At 52.1% G+C, this 17594-nt stretch carries 16 protein-coding genes; 7 read left to right on the top strand and 9 right to left on the bottom strand.

Annotated features, from left to right (window positions below; translation table 11 throughout):
* The first annotated feature begins 351 nt into the window (after positions 1–351).
* The gene (locus tag H6853_01720; protein ID USO04022.1) at positions 352–2196 is read left to right on the top strand and encodes a ribonucleoside-diphosphate reductase subunit alpha; all 1845 of its coding nucleotides are present in this window, start codon (positions 352–354) and stop codon (positions 2194–2196) included.
* A 301-nt stretch (positions 2197–2497) separates the two neighbouring features.
* Here H6853_01720 and H6853_01715 read toward each other — a convergent pair whose 3' ends face one another.
* Positions 2498–3439, bottom strand: coding sequence for a transglycosylase SLT domain-containing protein (locus tag H6853_01715; protein ID USO04021.1), 942 nt, complete (start codon positions 3437–3439; stop codon positions 2498–2500).
* A 540-nt stretch (positions 3440–3979) separates the two neighbouring features.
* Here H6853_01715 and H6853_01710 point away from each other — a divergent pair.
* The 4 genes from H6853_01710 (at position 3980) to H6853_01695 (ending at position 7576) form a co-directional block, all read left to right on the top strand.
* Positions 3980–5062 carry a ribonucleotide-diphosphate reductase subunit beta gene (locus H6853_01710; GenBank protein USO04020.1) on the top strand — a complete coding sequence of 361 codons (1083 nt, stop codon included), beginning with the start codon at positions 3980–3982 and terminating at the stop codon, positions 5060–5062.
* Between the two features lie 24 nt (positions 5063–5086).
* On the top strand, positions 5087–5938 hold the full coding sequence (locus H6853_01705; GenBank protein USO04019.1) for an acyl-ACP desaturase: 852 nt from the start codon (positions 5087–5089) through the stop codon (positions 5936–5938).
* A 222-nt stretch (positions 5939–6160) separates the two neighbouring features.
* On the top strand, positions 6161–6925 hold the full coding sequence (locus H6853_01700; GenBank protein USO04018.1) for a PhoH family protein: 765 nt from the start codon (positions 6161–6163) through the stop codon (positions 6923–6925).
* A 30-nt stretch (positions 6926–6955) separates the two neighbouring features.
* On the top strand, positions 6956–7576 hold the full coding sequence (locus tag H6853_01695) for an SCO family protein (GenBank protein ID USO04017.1): 621 nt from the start codon (positions 6956–6958) through the stop codon (positions 7574–7576).
* On the opposite strand, the gene H6853_01690 is transcribed toward H6853_01695, so the two are convergent.
* The 6 genes from H6853_01690 to H6853_01665 form a co-directional block, all read right to left on the bottom strand.
* Positions 7564–7866, bottom strand: coding sequence for a hypothetical protein (locus H6853_01690; protein USO04016.1), 303 nt, complete (start codon positions 7864–7866; stop codon positions 7564–7566). The genes H6853_01695 and H6853_01690 overlap by 13 nt on opposite strands.
* Positions 7867–7871: 5 nt before the next feature.
* Positions 7872–8174, bottom strand: coding sequence for an SCP2 sterol-binding domain-containing protein (locus tag H6853_01685; GenBank protein ID USO04015.1), 303 nt, complete (start codon positions 8172–8174; stop codon positions 7872–7874).
* A 28-nt stretch (positions 8175–8202) separates the two neighbouring features.
* Positions 8203–9039: a pantoate--beta-alanine ligase gene (locus tag H6853_01680; protein USO04014.1), complete on the bottom strand. Its 837-nt coding sequence runs from the start codon at positions 9037–9039 to the stop codon at positions 8203–8205.
* Positions 9040–9046: 7 nt separating this feature from the next.
* Positions 9047–9580, bottom strand: a complete 534-nt coding sequence (locus H6853_01675) for a hypothetical protein (GenBank protein ID USO04013.1) — start codon at positions 9578–9580, stop codon at positions 9047–9049.
* Between the two features lie 93 nt (positions 9581–9673).
* On the bottom strand, positions 9674–11443 hold the full coding sequence (locus H6853_01670) for an acyl-CoA dehydrogenase C-terminal domain-containing protein (GenBank protein USO04012.1): 1770 nt from the start codon (positions 11441–11443) through the stop codon (positions 9674–9676).
* A 64-nt stretch (positions 11444–11507) separates the two neighbouring features.
* The gene (locus H6853_01665; GenBank protein USO04011.1) at positions 11508–11789 is read right to left on the bottom strand and encodes a hypothetical protein; all 282 of its coding nucleotides are present in this window, start codon (positions 11787–11789) and stop codon (positions 11508–11510) included.
* 136 nt (positions 11790–11925) lie between these two features.
* On the opposite strand from H6853_01665, the gene H6853_01660 reads away from it, so the two are divergent.
* Both H6853_01660 and H6853_01655 read left to right on the top strand, forming a co-directional pair.
* The gene (locus tag H6853_01660; GenBank protein ID USO04010.1) at positions 11926–13476 is read left to right on the top strand and encodes a hypothetical protein; all 1551 of its coding nucleotides are present in this window, start codon (positions 11926–11928) and stop codon (positions 13474–13476) included.
* Between the two features lie 144 nt (positions 13477–13620).
* Positions 13621–13944: a hypothetical protein gene (locus H6853_01655; GenBank protein USO04009.1), complete on the top strand. Its 324-nt coding sequence runs from the start codon at positions 13621–13623 to the stop codon at positions 13942–13944.
* A 58-nt stretch (positions 13945–14002) separates the two neighbouring features.
* Here H6853_01655 and H6853_01650 read toward each other — a convergent pair whose 3' ends face one another.
* Together H6853_01650 and H6853_01645 are read right to left on the bottom strand one after the other, a co-directional pair.
* Positions 14003–16405, bottom strand: a complete 2403-nt coding sequence (locus H6853_01650; GenBank protein ID USO04008.1) for an enoyl-CoA hydratase/isomerase family protein — start codon at positions 16403–16405, stop codon at positions 14003–14005.
* 23 nt (positions 16406–16428) lie between these two features.
* Entirely contained in the window at positions 16429–17559 is a 1131-nt protein-coding gene (locus tag H6853_01645; protein ID USO04007.1) for a thiolase family protein, read from the bottom strand.
* Positions 17560–17594 lie beyond the last annotated feature (35 nt).

Raw genomic sequence — 17594 nt, 5'->3', positions numbered from 1 at the left:
GCGGGACGGGAAGGGGCTCTTCGCGGTTTTGTTCGCCGCGTGGAAAAAGAGGCAATATCCGCTCCGGCCTCCGGATAATTTTTTTGAAAGATTGTTTCTTTTTAATGGCTGGTAAAAGCTGTCGATAAATACAAATCTATGTGAGAATTCAGGCAATTGAGGCATGTTTTCAGCATACCAGTGCATCCAAAATTGCCCCCAAAACGCCGTGAAAAACCGTTTTTTTGTCTGGACAGTCCTACGATATGTAGTATGCTTGTCAAAGATTAACCGCTAGGGGTTGTGTTTACACACAGCTTCTCCACATAAAAATTCACAGGCTTTAATTTCTTACGGGTAGGGAGTAAGGGAATGTTTGACTATGCGCAGATTGAGGGGGGGAACCGTGTCCAGATCGACCGCTCCCGGGACGAAAATCTCACAAAATTCGGGATTGAAACCCTGTATGACCGGTATTTATTGCCGGAAGAAGGGCCGCAGGATCTTTTTGCGCGTGTGGCGATGTATTACGGGGATGATTCGGCCCATGCGCAGCGCCTGTACGATTATATCTCCAAACTCTGGTTTATGCCGGCCACGCCTGTTTTGTCCAATGGCGGCACCAGCCGCGGTCTGCCGATTTCCTGTTTCCTGAACGAATCGGGCGACAGTCTCGAAAATATTGTGGAGCTGTGGAACGAGAATGTCTGGCTGGCCTCTCTGGGCGGCGGCATCGGTTCTTACTGGGGCAATGTGCGCTCGATCGGCGAAAAAGTGGGCCGCAACGGCAAAACGTCGGGTATCGTGCCTTTTATTCGCGTGATGGATTCCCTGACCCTCGCCATCTCCCAGGGGTCCCTGCGCCGCGGCTCTGCGGCGATTTACCTGCCCATCTGGCATCCGGAAATCGAGGAATTTATTGAGATTCGCCGTCCCACCGGCGGGGACCCGAATCGCAAGGCCCTGAATCTCCATCACGGCGTTCTGGTCACCAACGACTTTATGCATGCCGTTGAAAATGGCGAGGAATGGGCGCTGAAATCGCCGAAGGACAAATCCGTTGTCGCCAAAGTCAGTGCGCGGGATCTGTGGATTCGCCTGTTGACCGCCCGCATTGAAACGGGAGAGCCCTATATCGTCTTTATCGACCATGTGAACGACCATATTCCGGACCACCACAAAATGGCGGGCCTGAATGTGAAGATGTCCAATCTATGCGCGGAAATCACCCTGCCTACGGGCAAGGACCATCTGGGGAACGAACGGACGGCGGTCTGCTGCCTGTCGTCCCTCAATCTTGAGAAATTCGAGGAATGGCAGGACCATCCGCAGCTTATCGAAGATATCATGCGCTTTCTGGATAATGTTTTGTCCGACTTCATTGAAAAAGCGCCCGATTCGATGAAACGCGCAAAATACGCGGCGATGCGCGAGCGTTCCGTGGGGCTTGGCACCATGGGTTTCCATTCCTTCCTGCAGTCCAAGATGATTCCCTTCGAGGGCGTGATGGCCAAGGTCTGGAACCGCCGGATGTTCCAGCATATCAAACGCGGCGCCGACGATGCGTCCCGCAAACTGGCGGAAGAACGCGGGGCCTGTCCGGATGCGGCCGATTACGGAATCATGGAGCGTTTTTCGAACAAAATGTCGATTGCGCCGACTGCGTCCATTTCCATTATTTGCGGCGGCTCTTCCGCGGGGATTGAGCCGGTCGCGGCGAACGCCTACACCCATAAAACGCTTTCCGGGTCCTTTCCGGTGAAAAGCAAATTCCTGACAAAGCTTCTGGAAGAAAAAGGACAAAATACCGAAGACGTCTGGTCTTCCATTTTCACCAACGAGGGGTCCGTCCAGCATCTGGATTTCCTCAGCGACGAGGAAAAAGACGTGTTCAAGACGGCCTTTGAAATCGACCAGCGCTGGGTGATCGAACATGCGGCGGACCGGGCGCCTTTTGTCTGTCAGGCGCAGAGCATCAACCTCTTCCTGCCGGCGAATGTGCACAAAAGGGACCTGCACGGCCTCCACTGGCAGGCCTGGAAGAAAGGGGTGAAATCCCTTTATTACTGCCGCTCCAAATCCATCCAGCGCGCCGAAAGCAACGCAAGCTGGATCCGCAGCCGCGAAAGCGAAGGCCGCGCGCCGGAACTCACCGAACAGCCGGCGCCGGCGCAGCAGCAGGAAACGCAATACGAAGAATGCCTGAGCTGTCAGTAAACGGCTAAGTATTTCTGAAAAGAGCCTTGGCGCTCCAGCGCTGCGTTGATTTTAGAGCATTTTTGTCATCCTGAGCCGAAGGCGAAGGATCTCAGAGTTTCCCGGGGATTCTTCGCTGCGCTCGGAAAGGACAGGGTTGAATCTTTTTCACCGTCATCCCCGCGGCGATGCGCAGCATCGCTTAAACGGCGGGGATTCAGGGATGTGCGCGGCTTTGCCGCGCTCCTTTTCTACGGACTGGACCCCCGCCTGCGCGGGGGTGACGATGGGGGTGCCCCAATCTAAAAGAAGAATGCTCTGGCTAGGCGGGCGCGGGTGGCGGGGAAACCGCCGCCGCAACCTTGACGCCGTTTCCTTCGTTGTTGAGCGCGGCAACGTCCTGATTTTCAGTCGAATCGCTCGGCGGCACCAGAATTTTGTTCACATACGTGTATGTCTCGTTCTGCCAGGCTGATGCTTTTGCTGAAGGGCTGGATATGCGCCGCTCTGCCATGAATTGGTTCCACTGGTCGATCGTAATATTCGACTCGCCCAGACCCTCTTTGGCCAGATTAATGGCGCCGCCGCCGCCGTTATAGGCGACAATAGCCAGTTCCTGCGATCCGTACCTGTTTGTCAAATCTTTCATATACTCTGCCGCTGCATTGATGCTTTTTTCAGGATTTGCAAAATCGGCGGGGCTGTGCAAGCCGTACCGGGCGCCTGTTTCCGGCATAAACTGTCCTACGCCTCTTGCCCCGGTCGAGGACAATCTCTGTCCGGTGACCACATCCTCACGATATCCGGATTCGGCATAAAGCTGGTTCACAAAAAGCTGCGGGTTCAGTCCCCGTGCCTGCGCGGCCTGAACGGCCGTTTCGATATATCCGACGACTTTCGGGTTGCCGGCTTTCAACAGTTTTTCAACGCCCGCGCTGTAGCCGTATTCCGAGCCGCTATAGGACGCCGTTACAATCTCGCTGGACCGGTGATACTGGCCCGTGGCCTGTGAAAACGAACTGGAGGCCCCTCTTTCCGGAGCCTCTATCCCCTTTTGGTCCGCTTCGTGTAAAATATTTCCGAACATCCCGGAGGCAGCCATAAAAACAAAGCGGCCGTCTTCCTCAGGGCCGTTTTTAGGCTTTGACTGGGCCGTGTGACGCGCAAACGCGCCGGAAAGCCTCTCCCCTTCATTCTCCGGAGGGAGGAGCTTATCCGCTTCCAGCGCAGGATTCAGCGCCGTATCTGGCTTTTTCGCATTCATGGCATCATTTTACCGAATTTCATCGTCCAATTGCAAAAAGGGCAAAACCCGTTGAAAACATTATACAGATCAATGGGTTATAAATCTCTTAACAGGGACAGAAAGGCCCCTTTTGGGGCTCTTTTGAGGCGCCTTCGTCATTCCCCGCGAAAGCGGGGAATCCAGGATCAAAAGCACTGGATCCCCCGGATAAACCGGGGGATGACGAAAAATGGATACAGGTAAAAAATGAAAAAACGTACGATTCTCAAGGGGAATGACTATAAGATCCTTGCTTATATAGGCATAATATCCTATAATAAGTCCTTTCAGCCGGCCCGCCAGATAAGGGCGTAAACGGAGGCAAAGGAGACGAACAAGGAGTATGAAGATGAAATTTTTAAAACAAAGTAATGGAAAATTGTTTGGACTCAACAAGATAGGCCGGAATGGAAGCGCTTTTCCATCAAACTATTGGGAAAAGGAAGGTGAACTCCGGAAGTTCCAGATCATATGAATCCTGCACAAAACCCTTCACATCTGCGGCTTTCAGTGTTTAAAATGGCAACCCTAACCAACAGGAGTAAATTGATGAGCCCGAAACTCGCGCCGATCACGGATGATGTGACCAAAAGTGATTCCCCCCTTCTGCAGGAACGCCATGTTTATAAACCGTTCCTGTATCCATGGTGTTACGAAGCATGGCTGACGCAGCAGCGCGTTCACTGGTTGCCGGAAGAGGTGCCCATGGCCGAAGACATCCGCGACTGGAAACACAAGCTGTCCCCGTCGGAAAAGAATCTTTTGATGCAGATTTTCCGTTTTTTCACGCAGGCCGATGTGGAAGTGAATAACTGTTACATGAAACATTACGCCCGTGTCTTCGGCCCGGTCGAGGTTCAGATGATGCTTTCGGCTTTTTCCAATATTGAAACCATTCATATTGCGGCCTATTCGCATTTGCTGGATACGCTTGGCATTCCAGAAGTCGAGTATCAGGCTTTCATGAAATACAAGGAAATGAAGGACAAATATGATTACATGCAAACGGCGAATATGTCCTCCCGCCGTGATATTGCCAAAACGGTCGCGCTCTTCAGCGGCTTTACGGAAGGGCTGCAGCTCTTTGCCTCTTTCGCTATTTTGATGAACTTTCCCCGCTTTAATAAAATGAAGGGCATGGGGCAGATTATCACCTGGTCCGTGCGGGACGAAACCCTGCACTGCCTGTCGATTATCAAGCTCTTCAACACGTTCATTCAGGAAAACCCGGATATCTGGGATGATGAGCTGAAGGCGGAAATCACGGAAAGCTGTAAAATAATTGTCGGGCACGAAGACGCCTTTATCGATCTTGCCTTTGAGATGGGCGATATTGAAGGTTTAACGTCCGAAGAGGTCAAAAATTATATCCGCTGGATCGGTGACCGCCGCCTGCAGCAATTGACGCTGGATCCCGTCTACGGGATCGAGAAGAACCCGTTGCCGTGGATGGATGAAATGCTCAACGGGGCGGAACACACGAACTTCTTTGAAAACCGCGCGACGGAATATTCCAAAGCCTCCACCGGCGGCACGTGGGAAGAGGTTTTCGAAGAGGGGATTTTCGGCGGCGACGGTCCGGATAAAGTGGCGGCGGAATAAGCTCTAACGGGAAAGGCTTTTGCGATGGTTTACGAACATTGGCGCATTGAGGACTTACCTTGGGATCGGCTGGATGCGTCCAGGGTTGACGGCGATCTTCTGAAGGTTATCAAGGCGGCGGCTTTGGTGGAATATAACGCTGAAAGCTACGCCGAGTATTTGGGCCGCGTTTTTGAAGGCGATCAGGAACTTGCAAAAGCGCTGCCTGTCTGGGCGTCCGAAGAGGTGCAGCACGGCAAGGCACTGGGCATGTGGGCGGAAAAGATCGACCCGGACTGGAGCCTGGAAACCGCCATGGCCAGATTCCGCGCAGGGTATAAGATCGAACATTTTGCCAACGATAATTCCGTGCGGGGTTCGCGCGCCGGCGAAATGATCGCCCGCTGCATGGTTGAAACCGGCACGTCCTCCTATTACTCCGCCATTGGGGCATCCACAGATGAGCCTGTCCTGAAAGAAATTTGTGCCAAAATCGCAGGGGACGAATTCCGGCATTACAAAATATTTTATGACACGCTTCGCCGTTACCTGAAGCAGGATAATATCGGCAGGGTAAAACGCCTGAAAATTGCTCTGGGGCGCATTGCCGAAACGGAAGACGATGAACTGTCTTACGCCTTTTTTGCCGCCAATGCGGCGGAAGACGACCGGTATGAGCGCAAGACATGGAACCGTGAATATATGCGAAGGGCTTATAGCTACTATCAAAAACCCCAGCTGGACCGGGCTGTATCCATGATTTTTAAAGCCTGCGGTTTTGATCCGAAAGGCGTCAGCGGCAGACTGGCATCAAAAGCTGCCTGGTGGATGATTCAAAAAAATATCAAAAATGCTGGGAAAACGGGCGGGATTTTTGCCATGCAAGAGGCCGCCTGATCCGCTTTTCCCCTCTTTTTTGCTATTCATTGGAAACCTGCCTTCTTTTTTGATAGACTGATCCCTGTGAAATAAGAAATCTTGAGGGTTCTCTTTGGGATTATCTACATTAAACAGATATAACGATTCTCAAGGCACAGACAAACGCGCCGCAGGTTTTCTTGCGGCGTTTTTTATACCCGGTTTTATCCTGCCCACTCACCCCAGCCGAAGGAGATTTGCATGTCAAAAAAATCCCGAAAAAATTATAAGGATGCAGGCCGCAGCACCAACGTGGTTCGCAAAATTTTCGACGATCCTTCGCAGGAACCTCAAGGGGACTGGCATCCTCTTGATGAAGAAATCGACGGACGGCGGGATAAAAAATATGTGAAGAACATCAAGCCCCGCTCGGAAGGTCAAAAGGTCCTTTTTCAATCTATCAAGGAGCGGAACCTGACATTGGCGATCGGTCCGGCAGGGACAGGCAAAACCTACCTGGCGATTTCCAGCGCCGTTGAAGCGCTGGAGAAAAAACAGATTGAACGTATTATCCTCTCCCGCCCGGCGATGGAGGCCGGAGAGTCTCTCGGATACCTGCCCGGTGATTTAAATGAAAAAATGGCGCCTTACCTGCGTCCTCTCTATGATGCTTTGGGCGATCGGCTCGGCGGCAGGAAAGTCCGGCAATATATTGATGACGGGACCATTGAGATTGCGCCTGTCGGCTTTATGCGCGGGCGCACGCTCAATAACTCCTTTGTGGTGATTGACGAAGCCCAGAACTGCACCTACGGGCAGCTGAAAATGCTGCTTTCACGGCTGGGCTGGCACTCCACCATGGTGGTGACGGGAGATCCGGACCAGACCGATCTTCTGGAGGGCCTGTCCGGTCTGGGCGATATTGCAAAGCGACTGGAAACCCTGCCGAACGTGTCCGTGGTGCGGCTTGGAAACGCCGATATCGTGCGCCATCCGCTTGTCGCAGAGATGCTGGAAGTTCTTTAAAAAGGCTCTGAAACATCCTATAAGAGGGGGATGAAAACACACCTGAAAAAAATTATCCTGATGGCGGCGATTGGCGCGGGACTGGCAGTTTTGGGTGCATGGGCTTATGTCTGGTTTGATAAAACAGCTGTTGCGCCTTCGGTCTTGTCCGTTCAGGCTGAAAATTTCGGTGGGCCGTTTTCCCTGACCGACCATAATGGGAAACCCGTTACGGACCGGGATTTTTCCGGTCAGTATCGTTTAATCTATTTTGGTTTTACCTTTTGTCCGGCTATTTGCCCGACGGAGCTTCAAAAAATTTCGGGGGCGCTGGATCTTTTGGGAGAGCGGTCAAAAAAGATCCGGCCTCTCTTTATTACTGTTGATCCGGAGCGCGACACAGCCGATGTCATGAAAAACTATGTCAGGCTTTTTCATCCTGATCTGGTCGGTTTGACAGGCACAGCGGCGCAGATAGAAGCTGTCAAAAAATCCTATAAAGTTTATTCCAAAAAAGTCCGCGACCCTGACATGAACGATTACACGGTCGATCATTCTTCGTTTATTTATTTTATGGATCCGGAAGACCGGCTTTTAAGTATTTTTACGACCAAAGATACAAGCGGCACAATTGCCGGAACGGTAGGAAAATGGCTGGATCAGTCCAGATGATTTTCCGGTCTAGGCGCCTTTAAATCGCAGCGGACCCACTGCCATGCGGCATACATCACCATAAAAACGATAAACGATATAAGATTGATGACGACGACCAGCGCGACAATCGTGCCCACGGACAGGCTTTGTTTCAAAGTGTCTACGGTTTCTTTGTCTATGCAATAGGCAAGGGTAAGAAATAAAATAACTGCGGCGCACAGAAGAACAAAAATCTTCGTACAGGCGCGGCCCGGACGGGGGCGGTAAGGCGTGCATTCCGGAACAGATTGTTGTTCGTTGCCCGGCACTTTTTTTAATCTTCCAGAATGGCATTCAGCTTCATGGCCAGCCCCATGGAACCTTTGACTTTCAGTTTGCCCATCATAAAGGCGATATTCGGGTCTTTTGTTCCATCTATAAAGCCCTGAAAGGTATCCAGCGAACAGATCAGCGTGCAGTCGGCTTCTTCGTCTTCATGGCTGATGTGCGGCGGATTTTGTGTGGCATCGACAAAGATAATCCCCTCATCGCCGAAATCGAATTTCATTCTGGCATTCAGGCCGGACGCCATGGACAGTTTGGATTTGACTTCTTCGGTTACAGATTCGAAAGACATGAACACACTCCTTTTTTAAAAGAGGATACTATGCAAGAGCGATATTGTCGATCAATCTGGTTTTGCCAATCCATGCGGCGGCCAGAATACGCTTTTCCTGCCCTGCAACAGGCTCTAAAAGACTGCGGGCATCGCGGATTGTGCAATAATCAATCTTTTCAAATCCGGCTTTTTCCAGCGCCGCCTTGCCCCAGGAGTCGATTGAGGAAATATTTTCTCCGGCAGCCGCTTTTTCCGCCATGTCAAAAAGGATCCGGTTTAACCGCACGGCAATTTTATGTTGCGCCTCGTCCAGATAGGCGTTTCGGGAAGACAGCGCCAGTCCGCTTTCGCCGCGGACAATTCCAACGGGCACAATCTCGACCGGGATCTGTTGCTCGGCGACCATTTTTTGCACGACCTGAAGCTGCTGGTAATCTTTTTCACCGAAACAGGCGATATCGGGCTTTACCGCCCTTAAGAGCCGCGCCACAACACTTGCCACGCCATCAAAAAAATGGGGCCGGAACGTTCCTTCCAGCGGTTCGCTGACCCCGCTGACATGGATATCCGACACCGGTCCGTCCGGATATAAATCCGCCTCCGACGGGGTCCAGACCGCCTGCGCGCCGACCTGTTCCAGTTTTTGAATGTCTGCGTCCAATGTACGGGGATAAGAATCGAAATCCTCATGCGGCGCAAACTGCGTCGGGTTCACGAAGATGGAAACAACCGCAATATCGCAGCGTTTCAACCCTTCTTCCACCAGCGCAAGGTGTCCTGCATGCAGCGCCCCCATCGTCGGGATAAAGGCCACGGTCTGTCCTTTTTTTCGCGCGTCCTGAATGTAAGAGCCAAGCTCTTCGGATGTTTTTAAATGCTTCATGGTTTATCTATAGCGGCAAAGGTTGTTGGTTGCCTAAGTTTAAACCAAATCCGCCTTCTTTTTCCAGCCTGTGATGTGTGACCGCGTGGCAAAAAGCCTGCGCCGCGCTGATCGGTCCCATAGCCCGCCCGTTCGTTTGATAGGTGTGAATGGAGGATCTCAAAGAAAACTCATATTGAACGCGCTGTGCCCAAAGAGACAAACGGTCCGTGAAAGACGATATGAGCGGTAATTCTGCCGCATTCACATTGATATGCTCTTCTATATGTCCAAGGCTGTAGACGGACTGAACCGCGCCGAGAATCATCGCTTTCAGTTCTTTCGGGTCGGTTTTGACATGGCCGCGCTTTTTATATTTACGGGGTTCGAAATTATCCATGAGGTGCGTTGAGACACCGGCAACTTTTTGAAAAAGGTTTTTCAGCTCTTTTCTGCTTTCCGAACCGTGCAAAATTTCTTCGACATTACCCTGAACCGCAGCACATCCCTGACGCTGGGCCCTCTCAATTTCCTGTAATGTGATATTACGCAAGTAGGACATATTGGCATAATCGTACGCCTGTTTAACGTTTTTGAAAAGAAAATTTCAAAAAACCCCCCTTTTTTTAAAAGCCTTTAAAGAGGAGCGGTCTTCCTAGAATTCTGCTTCTTTCATGTCCATGAGAGGCGCCGCGCCGGCCAGAATCATCTTAAAGCGGGCATCGGCTTCGGGGAGCATGCGGGTCATGAAAAAGCGGGCTGTTTTGATTTTGGAGCCGTAAAACTCCTTGTTTTCGTTTTCCTTTTCAAACGCGACCTTGGCCATCTGCGCCCACATATAGGCCATGGCCACCAGAGCAAACTGGCGCAGGTAGTCAACGGAAGCCGAGCCGGCTTCGTTCGGGTCTTTTAATCCTTTTTGGGCGATCATCGCCGTGGATTGCTGCAATTTTGCAAAGGCTTTGGCGAGGGGGAAAACAAAGTCCTGCATTTTTTCATCGGCTTGATTATCTTCAATAAATTTCGATACCGGATGAAAAAAGCGCCGCAGATACCGGCCCATATGGGCCGGCATTTTCCGCCCGACCAGATCAAGCGCCTGAATGCCGTTCGTTCCTTCGTAAATCATCGCAATGCGCGCATCACGCGCATATTGTTCCATACCGTATTCACGGATATAGCCGTGACCGCCATGCACCTGCATTGCCATATTTGCAACGTCAAATCCCATATCCGTCTGGTAGGCTTTGATAACGGGCGTTAAAAGCGCCACCAGATCGTCTGCCTTTTGCCGCGCCGCTTCATCCGGATGTTTTAGCGAAATATCGAGGTTGATCGCCACCCAGTAAGACAGCGCCCGCGCGCCTTCTGTAAAGGCTTTGCAGGTGAGCAGCATCCGCCGGACGTCCGGGTGCACGATAATCGGGTCTGCCGGTTTGTCAGGATATTTTGCTCCGTCCAGCGCCCGCATTTGAAGACGGTCTTTTGCATAGGCCAGCGCGTTCTGCGCGGCCACTTCGGCAATACCAAGCCCCTGCATGGCCACGCCCAGCCGCGCATCGTTCATAAAAGCGAACATCGCGCGCAGGCCCTTATGCGCTTCGCCGACCAGCCACCCTTTGGAGGCTTCCAGATTCATCACGCAGGTACTGGAGGCTTTAATTCCCATCTTGTGTTCGATAGAGCCGCAGGTGATGTGATTTGGCGCCATGTTTTCCGGCAAAAATTTCGGCACCACAAAAAGGGAAATGCCGTGCACACCCTCCGGCGCATCCGGCAGTTTCGCAAGAACGAGATGAATGATATTTTCGGTCAGGTCGTGTTCCCCGGCGGAAATAAAAATTTTGGTGCCGGTAATATTGTAAGACCGGTCGTCATTCGGCGTCGCTTTCGTGCGGATCAATCCCAGATCGGTTCCGCAATGAGGCTCCGTCAGGCACATCGTACCGGACCATTCACCGCTTACCAGTTTCGGCAGATAGGTTTGTTTCAGGTCTTCCGTACCAAATTTGTGCAAAGCTTCATATGCGCCGTAAGACAGGCCGGGATACATGCCCAGCGACATATTCGCGCTGCAGATCATTTCCTTCATGACGGTGTTGAGCGTTTGCGGCAACCCCATGCCGCCATATTCCGCACTTGCCGACAGGCCGCACCATCCCCCTTCGACAAAGGCCTGGTAAGCTTCCCTGAATCCTTTGGGCGTTCTGACTTTTCCGTCTTCAAAATGGCAGCCCTCTTCGTCACCGCTTTGATTCAAGGGAAAGAGCTCCCCTTCACACATTTTGGCGCCTTCCTCGATAATCTGGTCCATCAGGTCGGGGCTGGCGTCTTCATAGCCCGGCAATTCGCACAGCTTGCCGGCATCCAGAACGTCGTGCAGTACAAATTTGATATTGTCCAAAGGGGCTTGGTAAGTCGGCATTTTATTCTTCCTAATCCTTGTCTTGAAGTTTTGATTCCTTGTTTTTTCTTTTTCCGGTTTTTTTCTAGTTCTTTTCCGGTTTTTTCTCCGGCCCTTTTTCTCTGGCCCATTCCGCGAGCTGGTCCCGTACCTTGTCCTGATCCATCTTTTTAATAATTTTCTTGGCCTGTTCCATCGGAGAATTTTCCTTTCTCATCATGGCCTCTTTGATTTTATCCAGTGTTTCGTTGCCGATTTCTTCCCGCGCCGCGGCAGCATTCGCCTTTGCCTGCGCAAGAATATCTTCCCGGCTCATCTCTTCGGGTTTTTGCGGCGCTTTTTCTTTTTTCTTCTTTTTCCAGAACATGTTTTCTCTCTGCTTTTGCCTCAGACTCCTTAAATTAAAGCATTTTTAACCTTGATCGGCGAGAGTATAGTTTACGGGAGTGCAAATGGGTTTCTTTCAAGCCGGAAATCATCATAGAGATCATCAAGGGGTTATCATGACAGACAACGCAGGATTAAAGGCCGTTTCAGAGCCCGCCGAAGGATATAACGACCTGAAATTTTATTTCAGCAATCTGGATACGCTTTTTTCCGTTCGCAGCACATTGGCCACGGATATGATGACCGCGATGCCGCCGGGCGGGCTTCAAAAACGAATCCACGACATTTCTGCGATTACCAAGCGGATATATGCCGAAACGACTACGCCGTCCGTGACCAGGCTTCTGGAACGGGTGGAAAATGAGGCGGAAAGACACCCGGACAGATGGGGGGAATGGGATCGCGCCAATTTAAGCGAGATGCGCCGTGTCTATTCCCATCTGGCCGCCCTGCCGCCGGAGCTTTATATTGCCTCCGTCCAGATTGCCAATGAGGGGCGCAAGCGTCACGCGAGCGCGCTCAAAGCAAATAACTGGGAGGATGCGGCCCCCCATATTCAGCAGGTTGTCGATTTATACCGAAAAATAGCAGAGCTTAAACAGAAAGCCTTTGGCACGGATTCGCTCTATCGCGCGCTTCTTTTGGGATATGCCAGCGATATCGGGAATCTCAGGATCGACAACCTTTATGACAATATTTTGGGCCCGCTCAAAAAATTACGCGCTGCCGCGTTTGAAAAGCAAAAAGGTGAAAAAGCGCCCTTGCCGCTGGAGGGGGAATTCTCACGCGGAAACCAGATGTGGCTGAACAAGACGCTTTTGGAATTGATGGGGTTTGATTTTAACCGGGGGACGTTGCTTGTCACGTCTCTTTCTCCGATGACGGGCGGTTCGCCTGACGATGCGCGGGTTCTTGTGCGGTGCGGGGAAGAAGACACCTTTCTCGATTCGCTGGAAGACACTCTCTATCAAGGCGCTCGCGGCCTCTACCTGCAAAACCTTCCCGACCAGTGGAAGTCGCAGCCCGTCGGGCAGGATTTGGGAACCCTGACCCAGAACGCGCTGAGCATTCTTTATGAAACGATCATTGGCCGGACGCCGGAATTTTTTGAATTTGTTGCCGTCCGGGCCGAAGGCGTTTTCCGTCAGTTCAAAAACAAAAGTTTCGAACCGGAAAACCTTTATCGTTTGCGCAAGGTTATTACCGATACGCCCATGCGCAACAATGCCGACGAACTCAGTAAAATTTTTCATGATTTGCTGCGCTACCGGATTGAAAAAGACCTTATCAACGGGGATCTGGACGTCAAAGACCTGCCGGAACGCTGGAAAGCGGAAAGTCAGGAGCTTATAGGAAAAACGCCGGAAAACCTTTCTGAAGGAGCGCTGCAAAATCCCGACTGGTTTACAGGACGGTTCGGGTTTATCGCGACAAACACGCTGTCGCATATGATGGCCGCACAGCTCCATGAAAAGCTCCATGACGCGGATACCACGTTGTCGCAAAGTATCGAACGGGGAAATCTGCGCCCTGTCGGAACGTGGCTGAAAGAGAGCATCCACAGCAAAGGCAGGAGCGTTGGCGCTCTGGGATTACTTGAAGACCTTACCGGCAGCGCCCTGGATGAAAAAGCGCTCCTCAGGCATTTGGAAAATTTCTATTTATAGCCTGTGGGTGTGTTACAAAAAAATTTTCATATTATAGAAACAAGCCTCGGATAAGCTTCCCTTTATCTGATAACTTGCTATGCCGTGCCGGATTGGATAGGATGCCTTCCATCAAAAACATTTGAAAGAAGGAAGATTTCCAGGATGAAAAAGATTTTTTCAACGCTATGTGTGGCTTTTGGAGCTCTGACCCTCACTGCCTGTATGGACATTCCGGCGTGCAACGACGCTGATTTAGACGGCTGCGGGCGCAATTCCGCCTACACGGAAGAAAGAACCGTCGGCATCATGGGCCACCGTCAGCCAGCGCAGGAAGAACCGGCCCCGGCGCCAATGCCGGAGCCTGTGGCCGAACCGGTTGTGGAAGAAGAGCCTCCTGAACCCGTCATGGCGCCACCGCCGGAACCGGTTGATACTCAGATCATGCAGGAGGCCGATGAGCCGGACTATATGAAGGGTCTGAAGTAAGCCTCGCTTACGAAGAAAAACAAAAACGGGCCTGTTGAAGGCCCGTTTTTTTATGTCTCTAATTTCTAAGCGGTTTTCCTTTTTCCAGCATATGTTCCACGCGGGCCATCGTGCCGTCGTTATGAACGAGCTTCATGAATTCTTCCCGTTCCAGCCTGTAAAGATCGTCCTCATTCAGTGGATTGGTCCAGTCGGCTTTTTCCCCGCCGGACAAAACTTTTGCCACGGCCGCCGACACCACCACATCATAAGGCGTTGCTTTGCCGGACTTGCGCAGATCCGCCACCGCCATATCCAGCGCATATTTTCCCGTGGGGCCCGGCAGGCGGATGTCTTCTACCGGCGTTGGTGCAGTGTAATTTTTTGCCAGTTCCAGCGCTTTTTCCTTCGCATCGTGCAAAAGCCGGTCACGGTTCATGGTGATGCCGTCGCTTTCTTTGAGGTAGCGGATTTCCTTCGCTTCCTGCGCGCTCTTGGCCACCTTGGCCAGCGCGATCGTTTCAAAGGCTTTGCGCACTGCGCCCATGGGCGTGGTCTTCGGTGAAAACCATACGGTGTTACCGCCCGTGGCCTTATCGTAATTTTGGCGTTCTTCTTCCATGTAGCGCAAAATCATTTCCTTGCACCCGCCCCAGCCGGGGATAAGACCCACCCCGACCTCTACCAGCCCGGTATAGGTTTCGGCATGCGCCTGCACATGATCGCTGTGAAGAAGAATTTCACACCCGCCCCCCAGTGCCATGCCGCTGGGCGCGGACACAACCGGGAAGGGAGCATATTTAAGGGCTTTATAAACTTTTTGCCCGCCGGAAACCAGATCCTCGATCGCAGGCCACATGGCGATATTCATCGCAAAAATAGCCAGCCCCAGATTGGCCCCGGCGGAAAAATGGCTTCCTTCATTATAAATGACCATGGCCTTATAATCGCCGCTGCCGTCGCCGATGAGCTTGATGGATTTGTGATAGGCTTCAAAAACCTGATCGTCCAGCGCATTCATTTTACCTGTAAATTCGACGCACAAAACGCCGTCGCCGATATCCCAGACGGAAGCGCTGGCCGTTTTGATGACGGGCTCGGCGCTTAATTTGATATCCCGCAAAAGAAGGACGCCATCGGGCCGCTGAACAGGATGGTACTTTCCGTCCGTTCCAAAAACATGAAGCTTTCCATTCTCAACTTTGTAAAAAGTGCCGTCGCCGACAGCGTCCAGCAGAGGGGGAACGTGCATCCCTTTCTCTTTTAACTGACCGGCAAACCATTTGGGCCCAAGCGCATCAATCATCTCGAACGGGCCTTTTTTCCAGTTGGTTCCCAGCCGCATGGCTTCATCCACATCGGCAATATTCTCCGCGATGTCCGGCACGAGGGACGCAGCATAAGAAAGCGTCTGCGACAGGACTTTCCATGCGTAGCGCCCGCCTTCGTCGTCGGTCGTTACAACGGCCTTCAGTCCTTTTTTGCCGGCCGAGACAGAGTCCAGTCTTGGCTTGCCCGCTTTGGCATAGTCGCTTTCATTAAATTGGGCGGCGTTGAGCCGGAGAGTCTGTTTTTCTTTCTCCCCTTTCGGCGCATCGGGGTTCAGGCGGTAAAACCCGCCTTTGCCTTTTCGTCCGTTATAACCGGCTTCGATCATCTGGCCGACAAAAGGATAGTCTTTATAAATCTTCCGGTATTCATCCCCTTCCGGCAAAGAGGAAAGCATGGAAGAGGCCAGGTAGGGCATCAAATCGACCCCGACCAGATCGATCAAACCGAAAACCGCCGTTTTCGGCACGCCAATGGGTTTGCCCATGACGGCGTCGGCCACTTCAATGGAAACACTATCTTCGATCGCCGCGTTCACGGCGGCCTGCATCCAGAAAACAAGCAAACGGTTCACAATAAAGCCGGGCGTGTCTTTACACGGCACCACGCCCTTACCCAGACGCACGTCGCAAAAGTTACGAACCGTTTCAATGGCCGCCTTGTCCGTTTTATCGCTCACGATCAGCTCCAGCAGGCGCATATAGCGCGGTGGGTTGAAAAAATGCGTAATCATGAACTTGGATTTAAAGTCATCGTCGAACGGCCCGGCCAGTTTGGAAAGCGGAATGGTCGATGTGTTGGAAGAAACAATCGCTTCCGGTTTTTTATGCGCGATGATTTTTTCGTAAGTGGCGTGCTTGATCTCGAGCTTTTCCAGAACTACCTCGATAATCAAATCGCATTCGCCCAGAAGTTCCAGATCGTCTTCCAGATTGCCGCAGGTAATCAGTCTGGCGTTCTTTTGCGACATCAGAGGCGCCGGATCGGTTTTCAGCATCTTTTCAACCGCGCCCTTGGCAATCACGCTGCGGTCCTCCGCGTCTTTAGGAACGATATCCAGAAGTACGACCGGCACGCCCGCATTGGCGACTTGCGCGGCAATCCCGCTTCCCATGACTCCGGCTCCGATAACAGCGACTTTGTTGATGGTCATTTACGACTCCTGTTTTTTACAAATTATTCTGCCGCTTCCAGCACAATCGCCGTGCCCTGCCCGCCGCCAATACACATCGTGGCCAGACCCAGCTTTTTGCCTTCGCGCTGCATCAGGGAAGCGAGCTTGCCGGTAATCCGCGCGCCGGAGGCACCCAGCGGGTGACCCAGTGCAATCGCGCCGCCGTCCAGATTCAACTTCGCGGTATCGATTCCCAGATCCTTGATTACGGGAAGGGATTGCGCGGCGAAGGCTTCGTTTACTTCTACAATATCCATGTCCCCGATTTTAAGTCCCGCCCGCTCCAGCGCTTTGGTTGAAGAGGGGACAGGGCCAATCCCCATAATTTCTGCGGCGCAGCCTGCTGCCGCCACGGATTTAATTCGTGCCATGATGGGCAGGCCGTTTTTCCTGGCATAGTCTTCCGAGGCCACCAGCACGGCGGCAGCGCCATCCGTCAGCGGGGAGGCCGTTCCGGCCGTAACCGAGCCTTTTTCGTCAAAAGCCGGTTTCAGGGTTGAAAGCGCTTCAACATTGCTGTCGGGACGAATACAGCCGTCTTCGGCGACATCGCCGATGGGCACGATTTCATCCTTGAATTTTCCTTCCTCGCGGGCCTTTGCCGCCTTTTGATGTGACGCGACGGCAAATTCCTCCTGCTGCTGGCGGGTTATCTGATATTTATTGGCCAGATTTTCGGCCGTTTCCCCCATTCCCATATAAGCCTGCGGGTAGATGTCCGCCATTTTGGGGTTTGGCATCGGGTTAAAGCCCCCCATCGGGATACGGCTCATTGATTCGACTCCGGCACAGAGAAAAACCTCGCCGGCATCCATCTGGATATAACCTGCCGCCATCTGAATGGTTGTCATGGAAGAGCCGCAAAAACGGTTCACTGTAGCCCCTGCGACGCTGGTTGGAAGACCGCAAAGCTGCACGACGATTTTGGCCAGGTTAAAGCCCTGCTCCGCTTCCGGAAAGGCGCAGCCCATCAACAAGTCCTCGATATCTGCGGGATTGACCTTTGTATCCGCCACAAGCGCGTTGATAACAGCCGCAGCCATATCGTCGGGCCGGACCTTTGCCAGGGCGCCTTTATTTGCAAAATGGAAGGGGGAGCGTTTATAGCCGCAAATCACAACAGGTTTATGCATAGGGTATTCCTTGTTTTGGAGATATTGGTTTGTAT

The organism is Rhodospirillales bacterium (assembly GCA_023898765.1).
Taxonomy (GTDB): domain Bacteria; phylum Pseudomonadota; class Alphaproteobacteria; order Micavibrionales; family Micavibrionaceae.
This window is presented reverse-complemented; position numbering and strand designations above follow the sequence as displayed.